Source organism: Xanthomonas cucurbitae (assembly GCF_002939885.1).
Lineage (GTDB): Bacteria > Pseudomonadota > Gammaproteobacteria > Xanthomonadales > Xanthomonadaceae > Xanthomonas > Xanthomonas cucurbitae.
Genome location: NZ_MDED01000015.1, coordinates 81,933 through 105,102 on the forward strand (window position 1 = coordinate 81,933; position 23,170 = coordinate 105,102).

The following is a 23,170-nucleotide window of genomic DNA, read 5'->3' on the forward strand; positions in this document are numbered from 1 at the left end:
ATCGCGTGGCAGCGGTGTGCACCGTTGCTTGGCAATAGAGCTTGGGAGAGGCCTCTAATGCTGATGGTTCGCAATGCGCTCCGCCGTGGAGCGCTGTGGTTGCTGTGTGGTTGCATGGGCTGGGGTGCGGTACAGGCCGCACCGGTCGATGGACAACCACCCGGCCCGTACGATGTGCGCGTATTGACCGGCGGCATGGGGCTGACCAAGACGCTGGCGGCGCAGACACCATTGCTGGCCGCCGATGCGGACTGGAGCGTGTCCGGCTGGGTGCGGCCATCGCCTGCCATCAGCGGGCCGGCGTTGATTGCCGGGGTGGGCGATCCATCGGCCGCCGGGCGTTACTTCGCGATCGAACAGGGCAGGCTCGGCTTTGTGCAAGGGGGCGATGCGGTGCTGCGCAGCAGGCAGGCGTTGCCTGCGGGCGTGTGGACGCATGTGGCGGTGGTGGCGCGTGGTGGACGGCTGACCCTTTACGCCAATGGCCGCCAGGTTGCCAGCGGCAGCGTGCGTCAGGCCGCAGTTGCGCCGATGCTGGTCTTTGGTCCGCGCCAGCAACCGGCCGCCTACACGCAGCATTTCGGCGGCGAGATTGCCGGCTTCGCCGCGCATGCCGGCGCGCTGGAAGCCGCAGCCATCGTGCAGCAGGCGGCCAAGCGGCCGGAGTCGGCCTTGCAGCGTTTCGAGGAGGCATCGCCGGCGTGGCGTGTGCAGGTCAAGCAGATGACCGGCCAGGTCGCGCCACAGGCCGCCGCCACGTTGCCGCGCAGCGCCGCACCGTTTCCCGTGCCGGTGGCCAGGCCGGTCGTCGCGGCGCCCGTGCTGCAACCGCTGGACACCACTGCATGGCGCGTGGGTGGCTGGCAACTGGCGGCGGCCTCGGACCTCGGGAGCGCCACGGGTGCAGGCCTGTCGCGCGGCGATGAGGTGGCCGGCGTAGACACCTGGCATGTCGCCACGGTTCCAGGCACGGTGCTCACCACGCTGGTCGATCGCGGCGTGTATCCGGATCCGGATATCGGCCTCAACAACATGGCCATTCCCGAATCCCTGAGCCGCCAGGACTGGTGGTACCGCAGTCGTTTCGATCTGCCTGCTGCCGCACAGGGCAAGCGGTTGGAGCTGGTGTTCAACGGCATCAACTATGCCGGCGAGATCTGGGTCAACGGCGTCCAGCTCGGACGCACGCGCGGTGCCTTTGCGCGCGGGCGCTTCGATGTCAGCACGCAGCTCAGGCCTGGTCGCAATATCGTCGCGGTGCGCGTGTCGCCGCCGCCACATCCGGGCATCGCACACGAGCAGTCGATGGCCGCCGGGGTGGGCGAGAACGGCGGCATGCAGGCGCTGGACGGGCCCACCTTCATCGCCAGTGAGGGCTGGGACTGGATTCCGGCGGTGCGCGATCGCAATGCCGGGCTGTGGCAGGACGTGCAGCTGCATGCGAGCGGCCCGCTGGCGATCGGCGATGTCCAGGTGGTGACCGCCGGTCTGGCAGCGGATCACCGTCACGCCGAACTGGAGATCAACCTGCCGCTGCGCAACGACTCTGCCGCCGCAGTACAGGGCACGGTGCAGCTGGCATTAGGCGATATACACATCCAGCGCGAGGTGCGCGTGCCGGCCGGCGGCAGCACGCTAAAGCTGACCGCTGCCGATACGCCGCAGCTACGCATCGCCAATCCGCGGCTGTGGTGGCCCAACGGCTATGGCGAGCCGGCGCTGTACACCTTGCAGGTGGGGGTGGAAGTGGCGGGTGCGCAGTCGGACGCACAGCAGGTGCGTTTCGGCATTCGCCAGGTCAGCTACGAATTGTCGCTGTTCGATGAGGGCGGTGCGCTGCGGCGGGTGCTGGTGGATTTCAACCAGGCACGCCAACGCGGCGAGCGTATCGTGGATGTGCGTCACGAGGCGATCCATGCCGTTCCCGGCGGCAATGCGCAATCGCTGTATCCCGGCGCGCTCGGCTCGCCGGCGGTGCAGCCGCTGGACGACACCACGCTGGCGCCGCACCTGGTGCTGCGCATGAACGGGGTGCGGATCGCGGTGAAGGGCGGCAATTGGGGCATGGACGATTGGCGCAAGCGGGTATCGCGCGAGCGCCTGGAGCCGTACTTCCGCCTGCAGCGCGAGGCGCATTTCAACGTGGTACGCAACTGGGTTGGGCAGAACACGCAAGCCAGCTTCTTCGACCTTGCCGACGAATACGGCATGCTGGTCCTTAACGATTTCTGGCAGTCCACGCAGAACTACAACGTGGAGCCGGCCGATGCGGCGTTGTTCCTGGACAACGCGGCCGAGGTCATCCAGCGCTTCCGCAACCATCCTTCCATCGTGCTGTGGTTCGGTCGCAACGAGGGCGTGCCGGCTCCCATCCTCAATGAAGGGCTAGACAAGCTGGTTGCCGAACTGGACGGCACGCGCTGGTACACCGGCAGCTCCAACGAAATCAATCTGCAGAGCAGTGGGCCCTACAACTACCGCGAACCGACTGCCTACTTCACGGCGCTGGCGCAGGGGTTTTCGGTGGAAGTGGGAACGCCCTCGTTCTCCACACTCGAATCGTTCAAAGCCTCGGTTCCGACAGCGCCCGATCAGTGGCCGATCGGCGATGTCTGGGCCTACCACGACTGGCATCAGTCCGGTAACGGCGATACCGCCAGTTTCATGCGTTCGCTGACCGATAAACTGGGTGCGCCGACCGGCCTGGAGGACTTCGAGCGCAAGGCGCAATTGCTCAACTACGAAACCCATCGCGCCATCTTCGAAGGCTTCAACGCGCAGCTGTGGACCAGGAACAGCGGGCGGTTGTTGTGGATGAGCCATCCGGCCTGGCCCAGCAACATGTGGCAGATCTACAGCCACGATTACGACACCCACGCGGCGTATTACGGTGTGCGCAACGCGGCCGAAATGTTGCATGTGCAGATGAACCTGCCAGGGCACGAGGTGGTGGTGAACAATGCCCCCACACCGGTTGCCAACCTGCGCGTGCGAGCAGAGATCTACTCGGCGCAAGGCGCGCTGCTGCAACAGCACGAACAAGCGCTGGACGCTGCAGCGGTGGCGGTGTCGGCACCGGTGCTGCAACTGGCGCCGGCGCTGCAGGCCACCGACGGATTGGGCTTCGTACGCCTGCAGCTACTGGACCACGATGGGCTGGTGCGGTCGCGCAACTTTTACTGGGTGGCGCGCGATGCGCAGGCCATGCGTGGTCTGGATGCACTGGCAACGGTGCCGGTGCAGATCGCTACCCGGCTCGACGACGCTGCCGAACCGGTGTTGCGCGCCAGCGTGCGCAATCGCTCGCCGCAGGTGGCATTGAATACCAAGCTGACGCTGGTCGATGCGCAAGGGCAGCGCATCCTGCCGGCGTACTACAGCGATAACTACCTGAGCCTGGTGCCCGGCGAACAGCGCGAGATCGAGATTCGCGGCCCGGCTGCCGCCGTCCTGCGCACTGCCCGGCTGCAGGTGCGCGGGTGGAACGTTGAACCTTCGACAGACGCGGGCAACGGATCGCCGTAGATGCGTCTGCGAGCTGAAGTGCCGTGGCGTGCACGGCATTCGCACTGACCTGCCGTGCGGTAGGTCAGCCAACACCGCAGTGCCTTGGCACTGCCATTCGAAACGGTCGTGGATTTGTCGTCATCCCTGGGAGGGGACCATGAACAAGCTGTCTCGCAGTACCCATCACACCCCATTGGCCGCCGCGCTGGCGGCGGCGCTTGCACTGGTGGCTGCACATGCTGCCGCGCAGGATGCGGGCACCGGCAACGGCGTCACCGAGCTGGACAAGATCCTGGTCAAGGGCGTGCGCGGCGCGCAGGCCGAGGCGATCGAGAACAAGCGCACCGCCGCGCAGATTATCGATTCGATCTCGGCTGAAGACATCGGCAAGCTGCCCGACGTCACCATCACCGACTCGCTGCAGCGGGTGCCGGGGGTGCAGATCCGGCGCTCGGCCGGCGAGGGCTCGCAGCTCAACATTCGTGGCATGCCGCAGGTGCAGACCACCATGAACGGCGAAATGTACCTGAGTGCCGGTGGCGGCGACCAGTACGGCCAGCCCAACATCGGCCGCGCGCAGCCGGATTTCGTCGACATTCCGCCGACGCTGTTCAGCGGTGTGGATGTCATCAAGTCACCCACTGCCGCGGATCTGGATGGCGGCATCAGCGGCACCGTCTCGCTGAAGACCCGTCGCCCGTTCGAATTGCCGGAAGGCTGGACCTTCAGCGGCCAGGCCGAGGGGTCGTACGGCGATCGCGTGCAGGAACCCAATCAGCTGTATTCGGGGTTGGCCAGCTTCCGCACCGAGCGCTGGGGCGCGTTGCTGGCGGTGTCCTACTCCGATGCCACGCTGGAGAACAAGCACCCCAGCGTGTATTCCAATGGCGCGCAGAAGTCCACCGAGCAGAACGTGGGCTTCGACTTCAACGGCGACGGCCGCATCGGTAGCAACACCGATCCGTCCAACCTGCCGCGCGATTATTTCTACAACTGGGTGGCCACCGAGCTGGACAACCGCAGCACCGATCGCCAGCGTACCGGCATCAATGGCTCGTTCCAGTTCAATATCAACGACTCCTGGACGGTGCTGGCCGATGCGGCCTACACCAAGCTCGAAGATCACGATACCTCGGTGGCCGCGCAGCTGCATACCGGCTGGGCGACCAATCAGTTGCAGCCGGGATCGGTGGTCGATCCCAACGGCGTGCTCGAGTACGGCCAATTCCGCTACAACCGCTTCCAGGCGCACTCCATGGCCGGCGTGGCTGATTCGGACGCGCTCAATACCAATCTGGAATTGCGCTACGACGACGGCGGCCCGTTCCGTGCCTCGTTCCGCTGGGTGCATGGCGATGCGCAGCGCACCTACGACGAAGCCCGCGCCGATGCGGTGGTGACGCGCGGCGACCGCATCACCCGCGCCGGTGGCGTCAGCCAATGGGCCAACGCCAACGGTTTGCCGGTGGTGGATGCCTCGGTGGATTTCCGCGGTACCTATCCGGCGGTCAATCTTGGTACCGACGTGTCCAATCCGGACAACTGGCAGCTGATGTCCACCTGGGCACAGGGCAACAAGATCGAAGCCACGATGGATGCGTTCCGCGCCGACGGCACGTTCGAGTTCGACGATGGCGTTGTTCGCGGCTTCCAGTTCGGCATCCGTTACGGCGAGCGCGATTTCAAACTGGACACCTATCGCTACCTGTCGCCGGTCTCCACCGCGTGTGCCGATCCGAACCGTTCGCTGTATTACTTCAAGGATCCGCTGATCGTCGACACCTGCAGCGGCGTGTCCGAGGCACGCCTGCTGCCATTCAATACCATCCCCGGCTATTGGGCCTACTTCAACGACTTCGATCCGCTCAAGGTCAACGGCCTGGGGCCGCAGGGGCTGCCGGCGATCAACCCGCAGGTGATGAAAGACCCGGTCGCCTATCTCAACAGCCTGTATCCGGGCAACGTGGCCTACCAGCAGGCCGCCGATTCCTATCAGGTCACCGAGAAGAGCAGCGCGGCGTACTTCCTCGCCAATCTGGAGGGTGGCATTGGTAGCCGCGTGCCGTGGACGGCCAATATCGGCGCGCGCATCGTGCAGACCAAGCTGGCGATCGATCAATACCTGAGCAGTGGCAATGTCTTTATCGGCAACGTCGAATGGAACGGCGTGAGTCCTGCGATCGGCACCAATCGCCTGAACCGGCAATACACCGACGTGTTGCCCAGTGCCAACCTGTCGCTGGACATCACCGACGCGCAGAAGCTGCGCTTTGCCTATAACAAGGCTGTGGCACGTCAGGACCTGCCCGATCTCGGTCGTGGCCTGGTGAGTTTCTACGCCGTCAACGGTACGCCGCCGCGCAATCCCGCATTGCCATCGGATGCGGTGCTGTTCCTCAATGGCCGCTCCGGCAATCCGGATCTGGATCCGTACCGCGCCACCAACTACAACGCCTCGTGGGAATGGTATTTCGCCGATGCCTCGCTGCTCAGCGTGGGTGCCTTCCTGATCGACGTGAAGTCCTTCCCCACCACCGTCACCAACATCGAGCCACTGCCCGATGCCGATGGCGTGGCACGCCTGGGCGGCCCGGTGGAGCGCATCGTCAATGGTGGTGGCGGCAAGATCAAGGGATTCGAGATCGGTTATCAGCAGGCCTTCGATTTCCTGCCAGGCTGGCTCAGCGGTTTCGGCACCAACCTCAACTACACGTTCTCCGATGCCGACACCGACAACACCGATATCCAGGGAAATACACTGCCGATCGGCGATAATTCCAGGCACCAGGCCAACGCGGTGCTGTGGTATCAGAAAGACAGATTGCAGGCGCGTGTGGCCTATAACTGGCGCAGCAAGCGCTTCAGCCAGATCAATAGCGGCGCATGGGGCGACAAGCTGGCAATCTGGAACGACGACGTGGGCTACCTGGATGCGTCGCTCAGCTACGACGTCAACGATCACCTCACGCTGTACGCCCAGGCCACCAACCTGACCGGGCAAAGCGAGCGTCGTTACGCGCAGTGGAGCAACCACTACTACGACCAGAACATCTTCGAGCGTCGTTACTACGCTGGCCTACGCCTGCGTTTCTGACCAGACCTGCCCTCGTGTGGCACGCCATTCTCGCGTGGCGTGCCACACAGGCTCTACCGTGTGTCCTCTCCAAGTGGTGATTGCGCGTTCTTCCCGTCGCCGGTTGTCCGGCGCTGCAGTACGCCCGGCGTCAACGCCGGGTACCCTCCCATTCGGTCGCATCGTCGGGAAGCGATGCGACCGTTTTTTGTGCGGAATGGCACGTCCGTTTGTGGCGTAATGCCCGCAGTCGAAATGTCGCCATGGACAGTCTCTGGATCTGTGTGCAAACGCAATGTTTGACGATTGCTTATGCCAGGTATGCGGCGTAGTTTCCGCCTGGCGAACACGATCACCCGTTCGCAGGCACAGCATCGATGCTGCTCGCTCAATCGCTCCCTGGAGACACTCCGAACATTACGCAGGCTGCCGTCGCGAAGATAATGTCGTCGCGATATCCAGGCCTTCGACGCGTCTGAGGTGACAGGCAAGTTTTCAGGAATCGGCAGCCATCCCAGGCTGCGCGTTGTCCTGGGCGCTGCCGACATAACTTCCAGAAATTCTCTTCGGCCGTGCGTCGATGGAGCGTTTTCGGCCGGCCTCGGAAACGATCCGACGAGTGTTTTGAACGACAAGGCAAGGCTGCCGAAAGGACGCGCCGCAATCCAACGTTCGTACCAACCATCCGAAGATCAATAAAGGTGAAGGTCATGACCAGGAAAGGCATTCGTCGCAATCTCAAGCGCTCGCTGGCGTTTTCGCTATTGGCAGTGAATCCGTTCGTGATCGGGGCGGTGGGCGCGCAAGCCCATGTCGACAATCCGTTCGTGGGTGCGAGCGGGTATGTCAATCCCGACTACGCCAAGAAGGTCGATGCATCGATTGCAAAGGTGAAAGGTGCGACGCTGAAGGCCCAGATGGGCGTGGTCAAGACCTATCCCACTGCGGTGTGGCTGGATCGCATTGCCGCGATCAGCGGCGGCTCCCAGAACGCCGGGCGGCTGGGGTTGCGCGGCCACCTGGATGCGGCCTTGGCACAGAAAAAGCCCAATATGCCGATCACCGCCAGCTTCGTCATCTACAACCTGCCGGGCCGCGATTGTCATGCACTTGCTTCCAATGGCGAGCTGCCGCTGACGCCGGCAGCGCTGGACCGTTACAAGAAAGAGTATATCGACGTCATTGCCGCGATCTTCGCCGATCCGAAGTACAAGGATATCCGCATCGTCAATGTGATCGAGCCGGACAGCTTGCCGAATCTGGTCACCAATTTGAACGACATGCGCTGCGCGCTGGCCAGCTCCATCGGTATTTACGAGGAGGGCATCAAATACGCCATCAACAAGCTGCATGCCGTTTCCAATACCTACAACTATCTGGATATCGGGCACTCCGGCTGGTTGGGTTGGGACAGTAATCGTGGTCCATCGATTTCGCTGTATACCCGGGTGGTGCAGGGCACCAGTTCTGGCCTTGCGAGCGTGGATGGGTTCGTCACCAATACCGCCAATACCACGCCGTTGAACGAACCGAATCTCCCCAATCCCGATTTGAGCATCAACGGGCAGCCGATCAAGTCGTCGAAATACTACGAATGGAACCCATATTTCGACGAGACCGATTTTACCCAGGCCTTGTACAATGGCTTCGTCAGCGCGGGCTGGCCCAGCACCATCGGCTTCATCATCGATACGGGCCGCAATGGTTGGGGTGGGCCGAATCGTCCGAGTGGCGCGTTCGGGAACGACGTCACCAGCTACGTCAATTCCGGCCGCATCGATCGCCGTCTGCATCGTGGCAACTGGTGCAATCAGAAGGGCGCCGGCATTGGCGAGCTGCCCACGGCGGCGCCGGGTCCGCATCTGGATGCCTACGCCTGGGTCAAGCCACCGGGCGAATCCGATGGTTCCAGCTCACTCATCGCGAACAACGAGGGCAAGGGCTTCGACCGCATGTGCGATCCCACCTACACCACGGCCGATGGCGTGTTGACCGGTGCCTTCCCCAGCGCACCGATCTCCGGCGCCTGGTTCCACAACCAATTCGTGGAGCTGGTGAACAATGCGTACCCGGTGATCGCCACGGCCAGTGCGGCAACAGTGCGGCCTGCGCCGATCGCAGTGCCTGAGGCAACGCGTGGTCTCATCGCCACCGTCGGCGATCGCCGCGTCAAGCTGAGTTGGTCGCCGGTGATCGGTGCGAGCAGCTACACGGTGCAGCGTCGCAGTGGTGCCGGCAGTGCGTTCACGACGGTGGCGTCCAATGTCGCTGGGGCTTCGTTCGTCGATCAGTGGGTCAATAATGTTGCCAGCTACGAGTATGTGGTCAGCGCCAACAATGCGGCAGGAATGGGTACGCCGTCGGCTGTGGTGCGCACCAAACCGAACAGGTGATGCGATCGGCTGGCGCCGGCATGCCGGTGCCAGCCGATGTGCGTGGCAGCTTGTGACTCCTGCGGTATCGCTGCGCTGAACGCATGTCGCATGAAAACCGAGGGTGGCTACCTGGCCACCTGCCTGCCATGGTTGCTTTCAGGTGACACGAAGTTACGTGCTGCAGAACGAAAATGACTGCATTACGGTTTCTGCACTCTGACGAATCTGTGCGCGCACGCAATGTTCGTCGCTGAGTGCCGGGCGTATGTTAGCGTGGCGGGCGCGACCATTGCCGCTCGTGTGACACGTGATTGATTGTGCGCATCGCCCATCAGGGTAAACCACTCCCCAGAATAGGATGTCGCTCATGAAAATGCTGTTCTCGCTCAAGAACCTGCTCGCGTCCAACAAAAGCCTGAAGTCCTACTCCTGGTACATCTGGTACTGACCGCGCTGACCAGGGCGGCCGAAAACGCCTTGTATCCAGCGTGCTATTGGTAGTGTTCGCCCGCGCGAGGTGAGTGTTTTGCCGGACGCGGGTGTTATCGAAGCCGAGTGATCTCCATGTCTTTATCCAGTGCCGCTGAATGCGGCAGGCAGACTGTGTTCGCGCCGCGCCTGTTCGCGCTCCTGCGCGAGCACATGGGCAAGGAGATGTTTCGGCTGGACGGAGATACCGTTGGTGTTGCCGGGCCGACGCTGACACATCGGTTGCTCGATGCGCGTCCGGCGACCGAGGGCGAGCGGCCGACCTTCAAGCCGTTACAGGGGCGATCGATCGCCCGCACGCATGCCTCCAAACTGATGCAAGCCATCGGGCGCGATGTACGCGAGGCATTGAAGCGCCCCATCGCGGCAGATGTGGACCTGGCAGGCCCGTAGCCGCATGTGGGCCATGTGTACTTGCGCGATCTGTTGCTGGGTGGCGATCCACTGCGGTTACGCGTGTTGATGGACCGCACGCTGGAGCTGACTCCCAAGCTGACCTGGGCGGTCATCGCTGCCGGTGCGATCACGCCACTCAGCTTGCAGGCCAATGCGTCAGCGCTTGCGACATTCACTGCTGCTGCAGACGGCTACCAGGCGCGTCGCTTCGCGATGGGCTTGTATCGACGAACTGCCGTGCCGGTGTGCTTCACCATTTCCACGCTGGTCGCCAATGCGCTTTGGCTGGGATCGCCCTTTGATCCTGGGAGTTCCAGCCGGAATATCGTCTACGAATCGCTACGCCTGTTGCCGCCCTCCTGGAATATCTTGCGCACTGCATCGCCGGAATATCCATTGCTCGATTCCCGCATCGGCGTGCAGGACGATGTGTTGGTCCTGCCCTTGTTGAGTCACCGCGATCCTGCGTTATGGGAATCTCCCGAGGTATTTCGTCCTGAGCGTTGGGACCAGCTGGATCCAGATGATCTGCCCGGCTATCTCCCGTTCGGTCATGCCTCGGAGCGTTGTTGGGGCAGGCACATGGTGATGCCCCTGGCCGAACAGTTGTTGGATAGGCTGCGCGCTCAGGGATTGGCTGTCAGCCCACGGCAACGCCGGGCGCAGGTACCGTTGGCAGGTTTGCTAGGTGTGTCAGAGGTTGACGTCGTGCGCCGTTAGTGCAGGTTGCTTGGTTGCACGGTGACCGCGCTGCATCGGCAAAATGGATGATCCCAACGGCGCTTCTGTCTGCCCGATGCGCCTGCGCGTGCAGCAGCCACGGTCACCTCAACGGCCAAAGGACGCGCGCCAATTCATCAGCCTTTCGTTGGCGCAGCCGTCGAACCGCGCTTGACCACGGTGTATTTCATGATCTGGTGCACGCCGGCTGCGGCAACGCCCTTGCGCCGCTGGCGAATGGCGTCGGCCAGCAACGAGACGGCGGCGCGCCCCATCGCCGCCACCGGTTGATGCACGGTGGTGAGTTCGGGCCAGATGGTGGTGGCCACCGGCGTGTCGTCGAAACCGGCCACCGAGACGTCCTCGGGCACGCGCAGCCCCAGCCCGTGCGCAACCGCGACGGTGGCGGCGGCCATGTCGTCGTTGCTGCAAAAGATGGCGGTGGGTGGCTGCGGCCGGGCGAGCAGGCCGTGTGCAGCGATCAGGCCGGAGCGGTAGGTGAACAGGCCGTCTGCGATCAGTTCATCGACAATCGCCAGCCCTGCCGCCTGCAGGCTGTCGAGGTAGCCACTGGCACGCAATGCGCTGGGCGTGTGGTTCGGGTCGCCCTTGACCAGGGCGATGCGCCGGTGCCCGAGCTCGATCAGGTGGCCCACGATGGCACGCGCAGCCTGGTAATCGTCGATGCGTACCGAACTGATCTGCGCCATCGGCGCGCCGCTGGCCACGGCCACCACGGGAATGCCGCGTGCATCCAGCTCGGCAATGGTCTGGCGCGAATCGCACAGCGGCGGCGGCAGGATCACGCCATCCACGCCGGCCGCCAGCAGGCGCTCGGTGGCAGCGCGCTGGCTGCGGATGGCACCGCATTTTTCCACCAGCACCTGGCTGCCATTGAGGCTGCTCTGCTCGAGCAGCCCCAGCATGAATTGATTGAGATAGGCCGCGCTGGGGTTGCTGTACAACACGCCGATCCGCAGCAGGCCGCTGGTGCGCAACGAGCGGCCGGCCAGATTGGGCCGGTAGCCCAGTGCCTGCACCGATGCTTCCACCCGTGCCCGCATGTCCTGGCCGACATGCGGGTGGCGGTTGATGACGCGCGAGGCGGTCATCGGCGACACCCCGGCGTGCTTGGCCACGTCCAGCAGGGTCGCCGCATTGTTCGCACTGCGTTGCCGCCTGGCCACCATGGTGTGTGCTCGTCCTGGAGTAGAAGCGCAAGCGTGCGACGCGGTGCCAGCTTACTCGTTCGGCGGCTGCACGGCGCTGGCGCGGCTGCCGAAATTGCCATCGGCTTCGGCCGCCAGATACGCGAACACGGTGTAGGCGGCCACGTTCTGCGCAAGCGCTTTCGGGTCGATCTTGTCCAGGGTGTCGTCGGCGGTGTGGTGCAGGTCGAAGTAGTCGGTGCCATCCTGCGCCAGCCATCCCCAGGCGCCACCCTTGGCGGAAATCGGCCCGACATCCGGGCCGGGGCCGCCCTTGCTCGGCTCATACGCGATGCCCAGCGGCGCAAGCACGTCGGCGATCTGCTTGGTCGCTGCCCGCGAGTCCTCTGGCGCAGCCGCGCCGGTATTGAATGCATAGATGCGCCCGGCACCGAAGTCGCTCTCTGCGCCGATCTGATGCAGCGCCATGTCCTTGGCATCGTTGCCGTGCGCCGCGGCATACGCCTTGCCGCCGTACAAGCCCTGTTCTTCGTTGGCGAAGGCCACCACGCGGATGCTGCGCTTGGGCGCCTGCTTGAGTTGCCCGATCAGGTGGCCTGCCGCCATGGTGATCGCCACGCCGGCGCCGTCGTCGATCGCGCCGGTGCCCAGATCCCATGAATCCAGGTGCCCGCCGATCACCACCACTTCCTTGGGCTTGCTGCGGCCGGTGATCTCGCCGATCACGTTGTACGAAGTCGCGGTGCCGTCCCAGCCGCAATCCAGTGCCAGACGGATGCGTGTGGCACCCAAGGCAGCAAGGCGGGCGAGCTGGTTGGCATCGGGCACCGACAAGGCCGCTGCCGGCACCGGGGTGAGTCCTTCGTCGAACCGGGTGATGCCGGTATGCGGCACGCGGTGCGAATCGGTGCCGGCCGAGCGCATCACGAATCCAATCGCGCCCTTGCGGATCGCTTCCGACGGCCCCTTGCTGCGCACCGCGCCGCCATTGCCGTAATCCTTGCCGTCGCGCGCCTTGACCATCTGGTAGTCGACGAAGGCGATCTTGCCGGCCAGCGAGCCGGCAGGCGCGGCCTGCAACGCGGCAAGATTCTCAAAGCGCACCACCTCGCCTTCAACACTGCCGCCCGGGCTGCCGCCCAACGCGGTGATGGTCAGCGGTTGCGCGTGCGCGCCGAGCACGGCGGCGTGTTCGCTACGACGTTCCCACTTGGGAAAGGTCACCGGCTCGGTCCACACCTTGTCAAAGCCCAGCGACTGGAACTTGGCCTTGGCCCAGGCCACGGCACGCGGGTCTGCCTCGCTACCGGCGAGGCGAGGCCCCACCTCGGTGGTCAGCGATTGCACCACCGCAAAGCCGGTGTTGTCGGCCAGCGCCTGCTCGCGCAGCTGCGCGGCGGTGCGCAGTGCGCTGTCGGGGATGGTGGTCTGCGCAGCAAATGCGCACGAGCAGGCGAGCAGGGCGGAGATGGCAACGGCGAGGCGACGCATGCAGGGCGGCTCCAAAACGACAAGGCAGACCCCGAGCTTATCAGCGCAAGGTCCCCCGTCTGCGTGCGAAAGGTCATCCTTCTGCGCGAAGCGCGCAATGGATGCGCCTGGTCAGGGCGTGGTCGGCGGCTTGAGCGTGTCGTTCTTGAGCGAGTCGCGGATCTCGCGCAACAACAGCACTTCTTCGCTTGGGCCCTTGGGGGCGTCCGGCTTGCGATGGCTGAGGCGGTTAATCAGCTTGACCACCATGAAGATCGCAAACGCGACGATGACGAACTGCACAACGGTGTTGATGAAGTCGCCATAGCCGACCACCACCGCCGGAATCTCCTTGCCGGCGGCATCCAGCTCGGCTGGCTTGAGTACCCATGCCAGCCGCGAAAAATCCACGTTGCCGATGGCCCAGCCGATTGGCGGCATGATGATTTTTTCGACAAGCGCGGTGACGATCTTGCCGAACGCCGCGCCGATGACCACACCGACCGCAAGATCGATGACATTGCCGCGCATCGCGAATTGCTTGAACTCGCTGACCATTCCCATAAGTGTTCTCCAGATGCAGTTGCGGACCCACTGCCGCTATGCCGAGCGTAGCCCGGCCGATGTCAGCCGGCGATGATGCCGTGGCGTTCGGCCACGTTTTCCAGGCGCGCACTGAAGTGATCGCCCGGCAGCAACGGGCCGACGCCGGCCGGGGTGCCCATGAAGATCAGATCGCCCGCGCGCAAGGCGTAGAGCTTGGACAACTCGTGCAGGATTTCTGGCACGTTCCAGATCATCTGGTCCAGCAGCGACTGCTGGCGCACCTGTCCATTGATCTCCAGCGACAGGTTCAATGCCTCCAGTGCACCCACTTCGCCGGCATGCACCAACTCGCTGATGGGTGCGGAATGGTCGAAGCCCTTGGCCGTATCCCACGGCAGCCCCTTGGCCTTGGCAGCGGCCTGCAGATCGCGCCGGGTCAGGTCCAGGCCCACGCCATAGCCGTAGATCAGCGCCTCGGCCTGGTCCAGCGGCAATAGCCCGGCAGGCGCATCGCTGCCCAGCGCCACCACTAGCTCCACTTCGTGATGTAGCTCCTTGGTGCCGGGCGGGTAGGGGATGTGGTCGCCATGACCGACCACGATGGCGTCGGCAGGCTTCATGAAGAAGGTCGGCTGCCCGCGTTCGGCCTTGGAGGCCGGCGCGCTGGCGCCCATCTCACGCGCGTGGTCGGCGAAGTTGCGGCCGACACAATAGATGCGGTGCACCGGAAACGTCCCGCCGCCGACTACCGGAATGCGCGGAACATCGGTGGGGGGAATCACATCGTGGGTCATGCGCGCATCCTCGGAACGGGACGCGTGAGTCTAGCCGCTACGCCGTGCAACACGGAACCTTCACTGCTGAAACGCGGGACGCATCATCGGCCCACTTCGCGCCATTGGGTTGGTCAGGCTGCGGCCAAACGCAAATAGGCATGTGCAAAGACATGCCGATCGATCATGCAGCGCGACAGCCCGGCTCCAGGCGCGGCCGGAACGCAGCGCTAGCGCTGGTGCTCAGTGCGACAACGGCAACGCGGGCTTGCGCACCACGCGGTACTCGGCCTCGACCACGCGCGCCTGCGGCGACGGACGGCGGTTGGCCTTGCTCAACAGCTTCCAGGCGATGCCGCCCAGGATCATCGCCGCGCCAACGAACACGCTGAAGAAGATCAGCACTGCCAGGATAGCCAGTCCAGCAAGGCCCGCCGCAATGCGCACCAACGGATGGCGCGGCTTGCGTGGCGCAAACAGGTGATGGAGATTGCCGAATTGGAACAGACGTGCAGACATGGCGGTGGGCTGCCGGGCAGGAAACAAGGGCGCAGTATCGTTGCGGTTTCATGTCATTGAGTGAAAACTTCGTTAATTCAACACGCGTTTTGTTAAATGCATCACGCTGGGTGTGCTAACCGACGTCTACCGTGAGCATCCATTGGCTTGGCTGCTGCCGGGCTATCGGCACCGAGCCGCTGCCAGCCTTGCGCAGGCGTGGCAGGACGCGCATGCCACAATCGGCGGCCCGTTCCCGACTCCGCCGTGGCCCATGCCCTCGTCCTCACCCACCACGCTCGCCCGCCTGGCGCAGATTCCCGATGCCGGATTCCTGGAGGTGGAAGCGACCTGGGAGCAGGCCAGCGAATCGCTGGTGCTGTACCGCGAGGGTGCGCAGGTACGTGCCTGGTTGAACGTCTGCCCGCATGCCGGCCGGCGGCTGGACTGGGCGCCAGGCCAGTTCCTCAAGACCAAGGAAGGGCATCTGGTCTGCGCCGCACATGGGGCCGCCTTCGAACTGACTGCCGGGGAGTGCATCAGCGGTCCCTGCCGCGGCCAATCGCTGGTGGCGGTGCCGGTGCGCGTCGATGGCGAACAGGTGGTGCTGGGATAACTGCGGTCGATAGCGCGGCAGTACAGCGAGCAGGTGCGGACGGAAGTCAGCTTCGAGCGGATGGCGCACCCGATACGCCGCACCGCGCCTGCGCCCTAGCGTGCGGCCCACCAGAACATCAGGTTGATGACCGACACCATCACCACGATGTAGATCAGCGACAGCGGTGCGCCCACGCGCCATAGCTCGCGCGGCTGATAGTTGGCCGGGCCGGCCACCATCGAGATCACCGGGTTGGAGGCGGTCATCAGGTTGTTCGACGCCGACAACGCCACGATCAGCGCGAACGCCGTGGGATTGCCGTTGGCCGCCAATGCCAGGTTCACCGCAATCGGCACCATCACGATGGTCGCCCCGACATGGCTGATGACCAGCGAAAACGCGGTGGTCAGCAGTGCCAGGCTGATTTCCAGTGCCCACACCGGAATGCCTTCGGGCAGGCGATCGATGGTGTGGCCGGCTACCCAGGCGGCAGTGCCACTGCTGTCCATTGCCCAGCCCAGCGGAATCAGCCCGGCCATCATGAAGATGGTCTTCCAGTTGATCGAGGCATAGGCCTCGTCCATGCGCAGCACGCCGCTGACCAGCATGCAGGCCACCCCGGTCATCAGCGTCAGCGCCACTGGCAGGCGCGAGGTCAGCGCGATCAGGAAGGTGAAGGCGAAGATCGCCATGGCGATCTTGAACTTGTGCGGGCGCTGCTCGCCTTTCGGGAAGTCGGTCACCGGCACGAAATCGCGGCTTTCCGCCGCCTGCGCCAGATCCTGCCAGATGCTGTGGAACACCAGCATGTCGCCGGCCCGCAGCGGCACCTTGCGCACGTCCTCGCGGATGACCTGCTTGTCGCGGTTGATCGCCAGCAGGCTGATGCCGGACTGCTTGCGCAGCCGCAGTTCGCCAGCGCTCTTGCCGATCAACCGCGAGTTGGGCGGGATCACCGCTTCGGAAATGCCGGCAAGGCTCGGGTTGAACAGGTCGCCCAAGTTGCGCAGCCGCGAGGACATGCGCAGGAAGTGGTTCTGTGCAAAGTCGGCCACGTCCTGGCGCTGGCCCATCGCCCCCAGCACGCTGCCGACCCAGATGCGCATGTCCGCCGGCGGTGCCAGACGGGTGTCGTTGCCGGTCTTCAGCGCCAGCAATAGCGGCGCATCGTGCAAGGCCTCGGCTTCGCCCAGGGTCATGCCGACCAGCGGGCTTTCGGCGGTGACGATGAGTTCGAACACATCGCCATCGATGCCGTAGGTCTTGGCGAAGTAGCTTTCGGTCCGCGAGGGGGTAACGCCTTCGTTAATCAGGCGCTCCTCCTCGATCAGCTTGCGATCGCCATAGAAGCGGAAATACAGCAGCGCGGCGATCAGCAAGGCCAGACCGATCGGCAGCGGCGCGAACATCGTCAGCGGCTCGATGCTGGCCATGCCCGAGGGCAGGTTGTTGTTGGCCGACACCAGCAGGTCGTTGAGCAGGATCAATGGCGAATTGCCCACCATGGTGAGCGCACCGCCCATCACGATGGCTGCGGCGATCGGCAACAACAAGCGCTGCAGGGTGAGCCCGGTGCGCGCGGCCAGCCGCGAGGCCACCGGCAGGTACAAGGCCATCACCGAGGGGTTTTGCATGAATGACGAGTTCAAGCCGGAGATGGCCAGCGTCATCATCATCAGCCGCTGCTCGCTGCCGTGCGAGCGCCGCAGCAGCCAGCTGGCCAGCCGGTTCAGCGCGCCGGTACGCTCCAGCCCCGCACCAAGGATGGTGGTGGCGATGATGCTCATCACCGCATTACCGGAAAAACCGCCGAACAATTCTTCCGGCGCCACCAGCCCGGTCACGCCTAGCACCACCAGCACGATCAACGCCACCACATCGGCACGGATGCGCTCGAACAGAAACATCGCCATCGTGAAACCAACCAGCCCGAGGACGAGCTTCATATCGTTGGTCAGCGTCAGCGCGGTGTCCATTGGGGGCTGGGAATGGGGAGTCGGGAATGGGGAATGGGGAAAAGCGGGTAAGGCCGAGGCAAGCAGGCGCTATCCGGATGCCGAAGGCAGTTGCTCTTGCGATTCCCGATTCCCGATTCCCGATTCCCGGTCATACAGCAGATCCCACACGCCATGCCCAAGCTTCTGGCCGCGGGTTTCGAAGTGGGTCTGCGGGCGCCAGGCGGGGCGCTCGACGTGGCCGCGCGGGCCGGCGCGGTTGACCAGGCCGGAGGTGGCGTCTAGCACGTCCCACATCTGTTCGGCGTAGTCGGCCCAGTCGGTGGCTGCATGCAGGCGGCCGCCATCGCGTAGCTTGCGCACCAGCAACTGCGCAAATGCCGGCTGGATCAGGCGGCGCTTGTTGTGGCGCTTTTTGTGCCACGGGTCCGGGAAGTAGATGCGCACTTCATCCAGCGCGCCATCGGCGATCTCATGTTCCAGCACTTCCACCGCGTCATGGTGATACAGGCGCACATGCGTGCTGCCGTCTTCGTCCAGCGCGTTGAGCAGGCGTCCCACGCCGGGCGCATGTACCTCGATGCCGATGTAGTCGCGGCTGGGATCGTGCTGGGCCGCAAAGCGCAAGGCGGCGCCGTTGCCGAAACCGATCTCCAGCACCTTGGGCGCGTCGCTCCCGAATGCCGCATCCAGATCGCGCGGCGCGCCGGTGTAGTCCAGCCCAAACCGCGGCCACAGCTCGTCGAAGGCGCGCTGCTGCGCGGGGGTGAAACGGCCCTGGCGCAATACGAAGCTGCGCACCTGGCGGCGGCCCTCTTCGATGGTGAAGGGTTTGGGCGGCATCTTGGCGCCGTCGCTGGTAAACGGGTCGGTCATGAAAGGTCGGTCACGTCAGCAAACACATGCCCCACGCGTGCGCGGCAACCACATCGCGCCCCACACAGAAGCTGAAAAAAGCCCCTTTCCCACCGGGACGAGGAGGCACGGCCTGCGCGCCGTGGGCGCGCAGGCCGGGGAGCGCCCGCGACGCCGGCGCGCAGAGCGGGGGTGAGGGGACGGGCGAAGCAGCGCCGGATCTGCTCACCGCAGGCAGTCGCGCGGCCGCTGCCTGGCGGTTGCGCACTGCAGACGGTCGAACGCACGGCGCCAGCAAACCCCCCGCTCATCCAATCACGCCATCCACCGGGCTCGACGCCGAGGCATAGCGCTTGCGCGGAATCCGCCCGGCCAGGAACGCCTCGCGGCCGGCTTCGATCGCCTTGCGCATCGCGCTGGCCATCAGGATCGGATCGCGCGCGCCGGCAATGGCGGTGTTCATCAGCACGCCGTCGCAGCCCAGCTCCATCGCAATGGCCGCATCGGAAGCGGTGCCCACGCCGGCATCGACGATGATCGGCACCTTGGCGTTCTCGATGATTTCCAGCAGGTTGTACTTGTTCTGGATGCCCAGGCCCGAGCCGATCGGCGCGGCCAGCGGCATCACCGCCACGCAGCCGATCTCTTCCAGCCGCTTGGCCAGGATCGGGTCGTCGGAGGTGTAGACCATCACCTCGAAACCATCGGCCACCAGTTGTTCGGCAGCCTTGAGCGTCTGCACCACGTCCGGGTACAGCGTCTTCTCGTCGCCCAGCACTTCCAGCTTGGTGAGGTTGTGGCCATCCAGCAGCTCGCGCGCCAGTCGGCAGGTACGCACCGCATCATCGGCGGTGTAGCAGCCAGCGGTGTTGGGCAACAGCGTGTAGCGATCCGGCGGCAGCACATCGAGCAGGCTGGGCGCGTTGGGGTCCTGGCCGATGTTCACGCGGCGGATTGCCACGGTCACGATCTCGGAGGCAGCGGCCTCGGTGGCCAAGCGGGTTTCGTCCAGATCCTTGAACTTGCCGGTGCCGGTGAGCAGGCGCGAACGGTAGCGTTTGCCGGCGATCAGCAACGCGTCGGAGGGGGCGGGAGTGGTCATGGGGCAATTATCACCCATCACGCGCGGGTGCGTTGGCCTGCATGACGCATCAACCGCCGCCCAATGCGTGTACGATTTCCACCATGTCGCCTTCGTGCAGGACATGCTCGGCATGCTGCCCGCGCGACACGATTTCGCCATTGACCTCCACCGCCACGCGCCGTTGTGCCAAACCTTCCTGGTCCAGCAATGCGGCCAGCGGCAGGTTGTCGGGCAGCGTGCGCAGGCTGCCGTTGAGTTGGATGTTCATGGCCTCATTGTCGCATCGCGTGCCGTCCGGGCGCGCGTTTTGCGTTATGCGGCACTGCAGCGTGAGCGCAGCCGGCGGGGGTGAAACCATTGCCATTCGCCTGCGTACGTGCGCAGGCCGGTCCGGTCCCACTCACTCCAAGCAGGCACTTCCATGGCTTCAACATTTCGCCCGATCCGCTCCCTGATGGCGGTCGCCATCGCCATCGCGGCCACTCCGGCCATGGCCGAGTCGGCCTTCGACCGGACCGTGTTCTTCGGTGACAGCCTTACCGACAGCGGTTATTACAACCCGCTGTTGCCGGCTGCCTCGCGCGCGGTCACCGGCAAGTTCACCACCAACCCGGGCTGGGTGTGGGCCGAATACGTGGCCGATCATTTCGGCACCAACGCCGCTCCCAACGGCAACGGCCAGATCGGCGACAACTATGCCGCCGGCGGCGCGCGCATCCAGGCCAGTTCGGTCAGCGCGCTGGGCGCCGCGCCGTCGGTGACCAGCCAGATCAACACCTACCTCACCGCCAACGGTGGCCGCGCCGACCCGAATGCGCTCTACACCGTGTGGGGCGGCGCCAACGACCTGCTGGCTGCGGCCACCGTGCCGGCCCAGGCGCAGGCCATCATCGGTAGCGCCGTCACCGCCCAGGTGGGTGCCGTGGCCACCTTGCAGAATGCCGGCGCGCGCTACGTCATGGTGCCGACCATTCCGGATGTGGGCCTCACCCCGCGCTTCCGCGCTGGTGGCGCTGTCGGAATGGCGCAGGGCACCGGCGCTGCCACCGCCTACAACACCGCCTTGTTCAACGGCCTGCGGTCGGCCGGCCTGCGGGTGATTCCGGTCGATACCTTCCACATCCTGCAGGAAATCGTCGCCACGCCGGGCACGTTCGGCTTCAGCAACGTCACCAGCACCGCCTGCAACCCGGCCCTGGCGCTGCCGGCCTGCAACCCGACCAGCCTGGTCGCTGCCAACGCACAGAATACCTATGTGTTCGCCGACAGCATCCACCCGACCACCGCCGTGCACCAGATCCTGGGTGAGTACGCGATCTCGTTGCTGGAGGCCCCGCGTCTGCAGCAGGTGCTGACCCATTCCGCGCAGGCCGGCGGCCGCGCGCGCGCCGACCAGGTGGCCTGGCATCTGGATGGCAAGCCGGATGCCGATGGCCTGCGCTGGTGGGGCAGCGTGCGCGGCGACATGCAGCGCTACGACCATGCCGACCTGTACGACGGCATGGCCCCGGCCGGCCTGTTCGGCGTGGACTGGACCGCAGGCGACCTGGTGTTCGGTGGCTTTGCCGGTTTCGGCCGCATGGACGCCGATTTCGGTAACCGCAACGGCAGCTTCAAGCAGGACGACACCACCCTGGGCGGCTTCTTCGGCTGGTACACCGGCCCGGTGTGGGTCAACGCCCAGGTCAGCTACAGCTGGCTGAGCTACGACTTGGACCGCGAAGTGCAGCTTGGGCCGGCCACCCGCGTACACAGCGGCTCGCCGGACGGCAGCAACCTCACCGCCGCGCTCAACGCCGGGTATTCGCTGGGCGAAGGCAACGTCAAGTACGGCCCGGTTGCCGGCCTGACCTGGCAGAAGATCAAGCTCGACGGTTACACCGAAAGCAACGACAGCGCCACCGCGCTGGGTTACGCCAACCAGGACATCGACTCGCTGGTCGGCCGCGTCGGCTTCCAGGTGCGTCTGGACGGCGCGGCGGTCAAGCCGTACCTGCAGGCGACCTACGACCACGAGTTCAAGGACGGCGGCGAAGCCAGCGCCTGGCTGCAGTCGATGCCGGAGTTCGGCATGTACACCGTTCCTGGCCAGAACTTCGACCGCAACTACGCCACCGTGGTGCTGGGCGCGCGTACCGGCCTGTGGGGCCTGCAGAGCAACATCGGCCTGAGCACCACGACCGCCCAGCGCGATGCCCGCGATGCCACCTTGTTCGTGAACTTCAGCGGCGCATTCTGATCCACACCCCGTAGACCACGCAGCACCCGCAAGACACGAGGGCCGGGCAACCGGCCCTCGTTGTAGGTGGAATCCGGGAGCACTGATCCCGGCCGCACACGGCGAGATGCGGCCCGGCCCGGCCCGGCGCTGGCTGTGGCCAGGCAGGCGCATCACTGCATCTCACGCGCACATTGCGCCCGATGCCCGCACCCGCCTAAACTCTGCCCACGCCACGCGGGCGTAGCTCAATGGTAGAGCTGTAGCTTCCCAAGCTACTGACGAGGGTTCGATTCCCTTCGCCCGCTCCAGTCTTGCGAAGTTCCGCGCTAAGCTCTTGATTGTGCTGACTATTTCGCCTGACTGAAGACCGCCTTGAACGACCTCCCAAGGTATCGTTTGAGGTATCGTTTTGCCAAAGCCCCTCTTGCTGCATCGGCCGTCAGGCCTCTACGTGCGCTTCTTGGTTCCTGTTGATTTGCGGGGGCAGGTCGGCTCGCGTTTTTTGGTTCGTCCTCTCCATCTTCGCCCCGGCGATACTGCGCGTCTGGTGTCTGCCTACATGGGGATGGCACTATCAAACGCGTTCCAAGCGTTGAGGCAGGGGAAGCCGGTGGATCTGGACGAAGTGCTGCGGCGCATCCGAGAGCAAGGACTGCGCGAACTCACATTGACCGATGTGACGCTGCCTAATGGCACGCGTCTGGGCAAGGCCCAGATCGACACGCCCGAGGACGCAGCGCTGTTTGCTGAGTTGTTGCGTGAGCCTGCCACCGAGCTTGCCGCACCTGCCAAGCCAAGCGGGTGGCGCACCGGGAAGGCCAAGGCGTCTGGCCCGCTGCTGTCCAAAGCGATTGCTGATCACTTGGGGGACTCGGGTCGCGCGAAGCTCCACAGCAAGACAGTGCTTGAAAGCCGCCACTCATTGCGTTTGTTTGCTGGTGCCGTGGGGCAAGATCTCGCGGTGTCCGAATTGACGGCAGACCATGTGCGGGCATTTTTCGATGTCGTGCGGTGGTGGCCATCGAATGCGACCAAACGCGCACCCTACAAGGGCCTTGCCGTCATGGATGTAGTGGCGCTTGCCCGAGCCCATCAAGTTCCAGAGCCTGCTGCCTGGACCGTTGCCAAGCACCGGCAGCGCTTGTCGGTGTTCTTGGTGTCGCTGGTGTCGGCAGGGCTTTTGGCGAGCAATCCATTGGCGGGTATCCGGGCGATTTCGACGCCTGACGCAGACGACACGGGCGAGCCCTTCACCGACGACCAGTTGAAGGCCATCTTCGATCCGGTGGCGTTTCCTGCATGGGCCAAGAAGTATCCGCACAGATGGTTCGGTCCGATGCTTGGGCTTTACTCAGAGGGTGTTTACATAATTAACCAGTCAGCCGCGCCAGCAGCAATCGCGCTTGAGCCAGCCATACCCACGCCTCGGCCACCTTGGGCA

The 23,170-nt window shown here is 64.6% G+C and carries 15 protein-coding genes, 1 tRNA gene and 2 pseudogenes; 9 read left to right on the forward strand and 9 right to left on the reverse strand.

All coding sequences use genetic code 11. The features are described from left to right. Window positions 1-57: 57 nt before the first annotated feature. From XcuCFBP2542_RS09940 to XcuCFBP2542_RS09955, 5 genes and pseudogenes are all read left to right on the forward strand, one after another. A complete protein-coding gene (locus XcuCFBP2542_RS09940; RefSeq protein WP_104603421.1) occupies window positions 58-3,525 on the forward strand; it encodes a glycosyl hydrolase 2 galactose-binding domain-containing protein in 3,468 nt (1,155 codons plus the stop codon). Window positions 3,526-3,664: 139 nt separating this feature from the next. Continuing rightward, window positions 3,665-6,601 carry a TonB-dependent receptor gene (locus tag XcuCFBP2542_RS09945; protein ID WP_104603422.1) on the forward strand — a complete coding sequence of 979 codons (2,937 nt, stop codon included), beginning with the start codon at window positions 3,665-3,667 and terminating at the stop codon, window positions 6,599-6,601. Between the two features lie 689 nt (window positions 6,602-7,290). After that, a complete protein-coding gene (locus XcuCFBP2542_RS09950) occupies window positions 7,291-8,973 on the forward strand; it encodes a glycoside hydrolase family 6 protein (RefSeq protein WP_104603423.1) in 1,683 nt (560 codons plus the stop codon). Window positions 8,974-9,313: 340 nt separating this feature from the next. After that, on the forward strand, window positions 9,314-9,403 hold the full coding sequence (locus tag XcuCFBP2542_RS20025) for a tryptorubin family RiPP precursor (protein ID WP_218956274.1): 90 nt from the start codon (window positions 9,314-9,316) through the stop codon (window positions 9,401-9,403). Between the two features lie 116 nt (window positions 9,404-9,519). Next, a pseudogene (locus XcuCFBP2542_RS09955) lies at window positions 9,520-10,560 on the forward strand (cytochrome P450). A 137-nt stretch (window positions 10,561-10,697) separates the two neighbouring features. On the opposite strand, the gene XcuCFBP2542_RS09960 reads toward XcuCFBP2542_RS09955, so the two are convergent. From XcuCFBP2542_RS09960 to XcuCFBP2542_RS09980, 5 genes are all read right to left on the reverse strand, one after another. Continuing rightward, window positions 10,698-11,750, reverse strand: a complete 1,053-nt coding sequence (locus XcuCFBP2542_RS09960; RefSeq protein WP_104603424.1) for a LacI family DNA-binding transcriptional regulator — start codon at window positions 11,748-11,750, stop codon at window positions 10,698-10,700. A 51-nt stretch (window positions 11,751-11,801) separates the two neighbouring features. Beyond that, window positions 11,802-13,220: a M28 family peptidase gene (locus XcuCFBP2542_RS09965; RefSeq protein ID WP_104603425.1), complete on the reverse strand. Its 1,419-nt coding sequence runs from the start codon at window positions 13,218-13,220 to the stop codon at window positions 11,802-11,804. Between the two features lie 111 nt (window positions 13,221-13,331). Further along, on the reverse strand, window positions 13,332-13,763 hold the full coding sequence (gene mscL, locus XcuCFBP2542_RS09970) for a large-conductance mechanosensitive channel protein MscL (RefSeq protein ID WP_104603426.1): 432 nt from the start codon (window positions 13,761-13,763) through the stop codon (window positions 13,332-13,334). A gap of 62 nt (window positions 13,764-13,825) precedes the next feature. Next, window positions 13,826-14,539 carry a fumarylacetoacetate hydrolase family protein gene (locus XcuCFBP2542_RS09975; RefSeq protein WP_104603427.1) on the reverse strand — a complete coding sequence of 238 codons (714 nt, stop codon included), beginning with the start codon at window positions 14,537-14,539 and terminating at the stop codon, window positions 13,826-13,828. 222 nt (window positions 14,540-14,761) lie between these two features. After that, window positions 14,762-15,037, reverse strand: a complete 276-nt coding sequence (locus XcuCFBP2542_RS09980; RefSeq protein WP_104603428.1) for a hypothetical protein — start codon at window positions 15,035-15,037, stop codon at window positions 14,762-14,764. Window positions 15,038-15,290: 253 nt separating this feature from the next. Here XcuCFBP2542_RS09980 and XcuCFBP2542_RS09985 point away from each other — a divergent pair, with 253 nt between their 5' ends. Beyond that, window positions 15,291-15,632 (forward strand): Rieske (2Fe-2S) protein, encoded by a 342-nt coding sequence (locus XcuCFBP2542_RS09985; protein ID WP_104603439.1) that lies wholly within the window; start codon window positions 15,291-15,293, stop codon window positions 15,630-15,632. A gap of 95 nt (window positions 15,633-15,727) precedes the next feature. On the opposite strand, the gene XcuCFBP2542_RS09990 is transcribed toward XcuCFBP2542_RS09985, so the two are convergent. From XcuCFBP2542_RS09990 to thiS, 4 genes are all read right to left on the reverse strand, one after another. Continuing rightward, complete coding sequence (locus XcuCFBP2542_RS09990; RefSeq protein WP_104603429.1) at window positions 15,728-17,590, reverse strand: SLC13 family permease; 1,863 nt, start codon at window positions 17,588-17,590, stop codon at window positions 15,728-15,730. A 69-nt stretch (window positions 17,591-17,659) separates the two neighbouring features. Then, on the reverse strand, window positions 17,660-18,445 hold the full coding sequence (gene trmB, locus XcuCFBP2542_RS09995) for a tRNA (guanosine(46)-N7)-methyltransferase TrmB (protein WP_104603430.1): 786 nt from the start codon (window positions 18,443-18,445) through the stop codon (window positions 17,660-17,662). A gap of 286 nt (window positions 18,446-18,731) precedes the next feature. Continuing rightward, window positions 18,732-19,526 (reverse strand): thiazole synthase, encoded by a 795-nt coding sequence (locus XcuCFBP2542_RS10000; RefSeq protein WP_104603431.1) that lies wholly within the window; start codon window positions 19,524-19,526, stop codon window positions 18,732-18,734. 49 nt (window positions 19,527-19,575) lie between these two features. Continuing rightward, window positions 19,576-19,776, reverse strand: coding sequence for a sulfur carrier protein ThiS (gene thiS / locus XcuCFBP2542_RS10005; protein WP_104603432.1), 201 nt, complete (start codon window positions 19,774-19,776; stop codon window positions 19,576-19,578). Between the two features lie 186 nt (window positions 19,777-19,962). On the opposite strand from thiS, the gene XcuCFBP2542_RS10010 reads away from it, so the two are divergent. The 3 genes and pseudogenes from XcuCFBP2542_RS10010 to XcuCFBP2542_RS10020 form a co-directional block, all read left to right on the forward strand. After that, window positions 19,963-21,747 (forward strand): autotransporter outer membrane beta-barrel domain-containing protein, encoded by a 1,785-nt coding sequence (locus XcuCFBP2542_RS10010; protein ID WP_104603433.1) that lies wholly within the window; start codon window positions 19,963-19,965, stop codon window positions 21,745-21,747. Between the two features lie 216 nt (window positions 21,748-21,963). Next, window positions 21,964-22,037, forward strand: a tRNA-Gly gene (locus XcuCFBP2542_RS10015). Window positions 22,038-22,288: 251 nt separating this feature from the next. After that, window positions 22,289-23,170 (forward strand): annotated as a pseudogene (locus XcuCFBP2542_RS10020) (site-specific integrase); the annotation flags it as partial.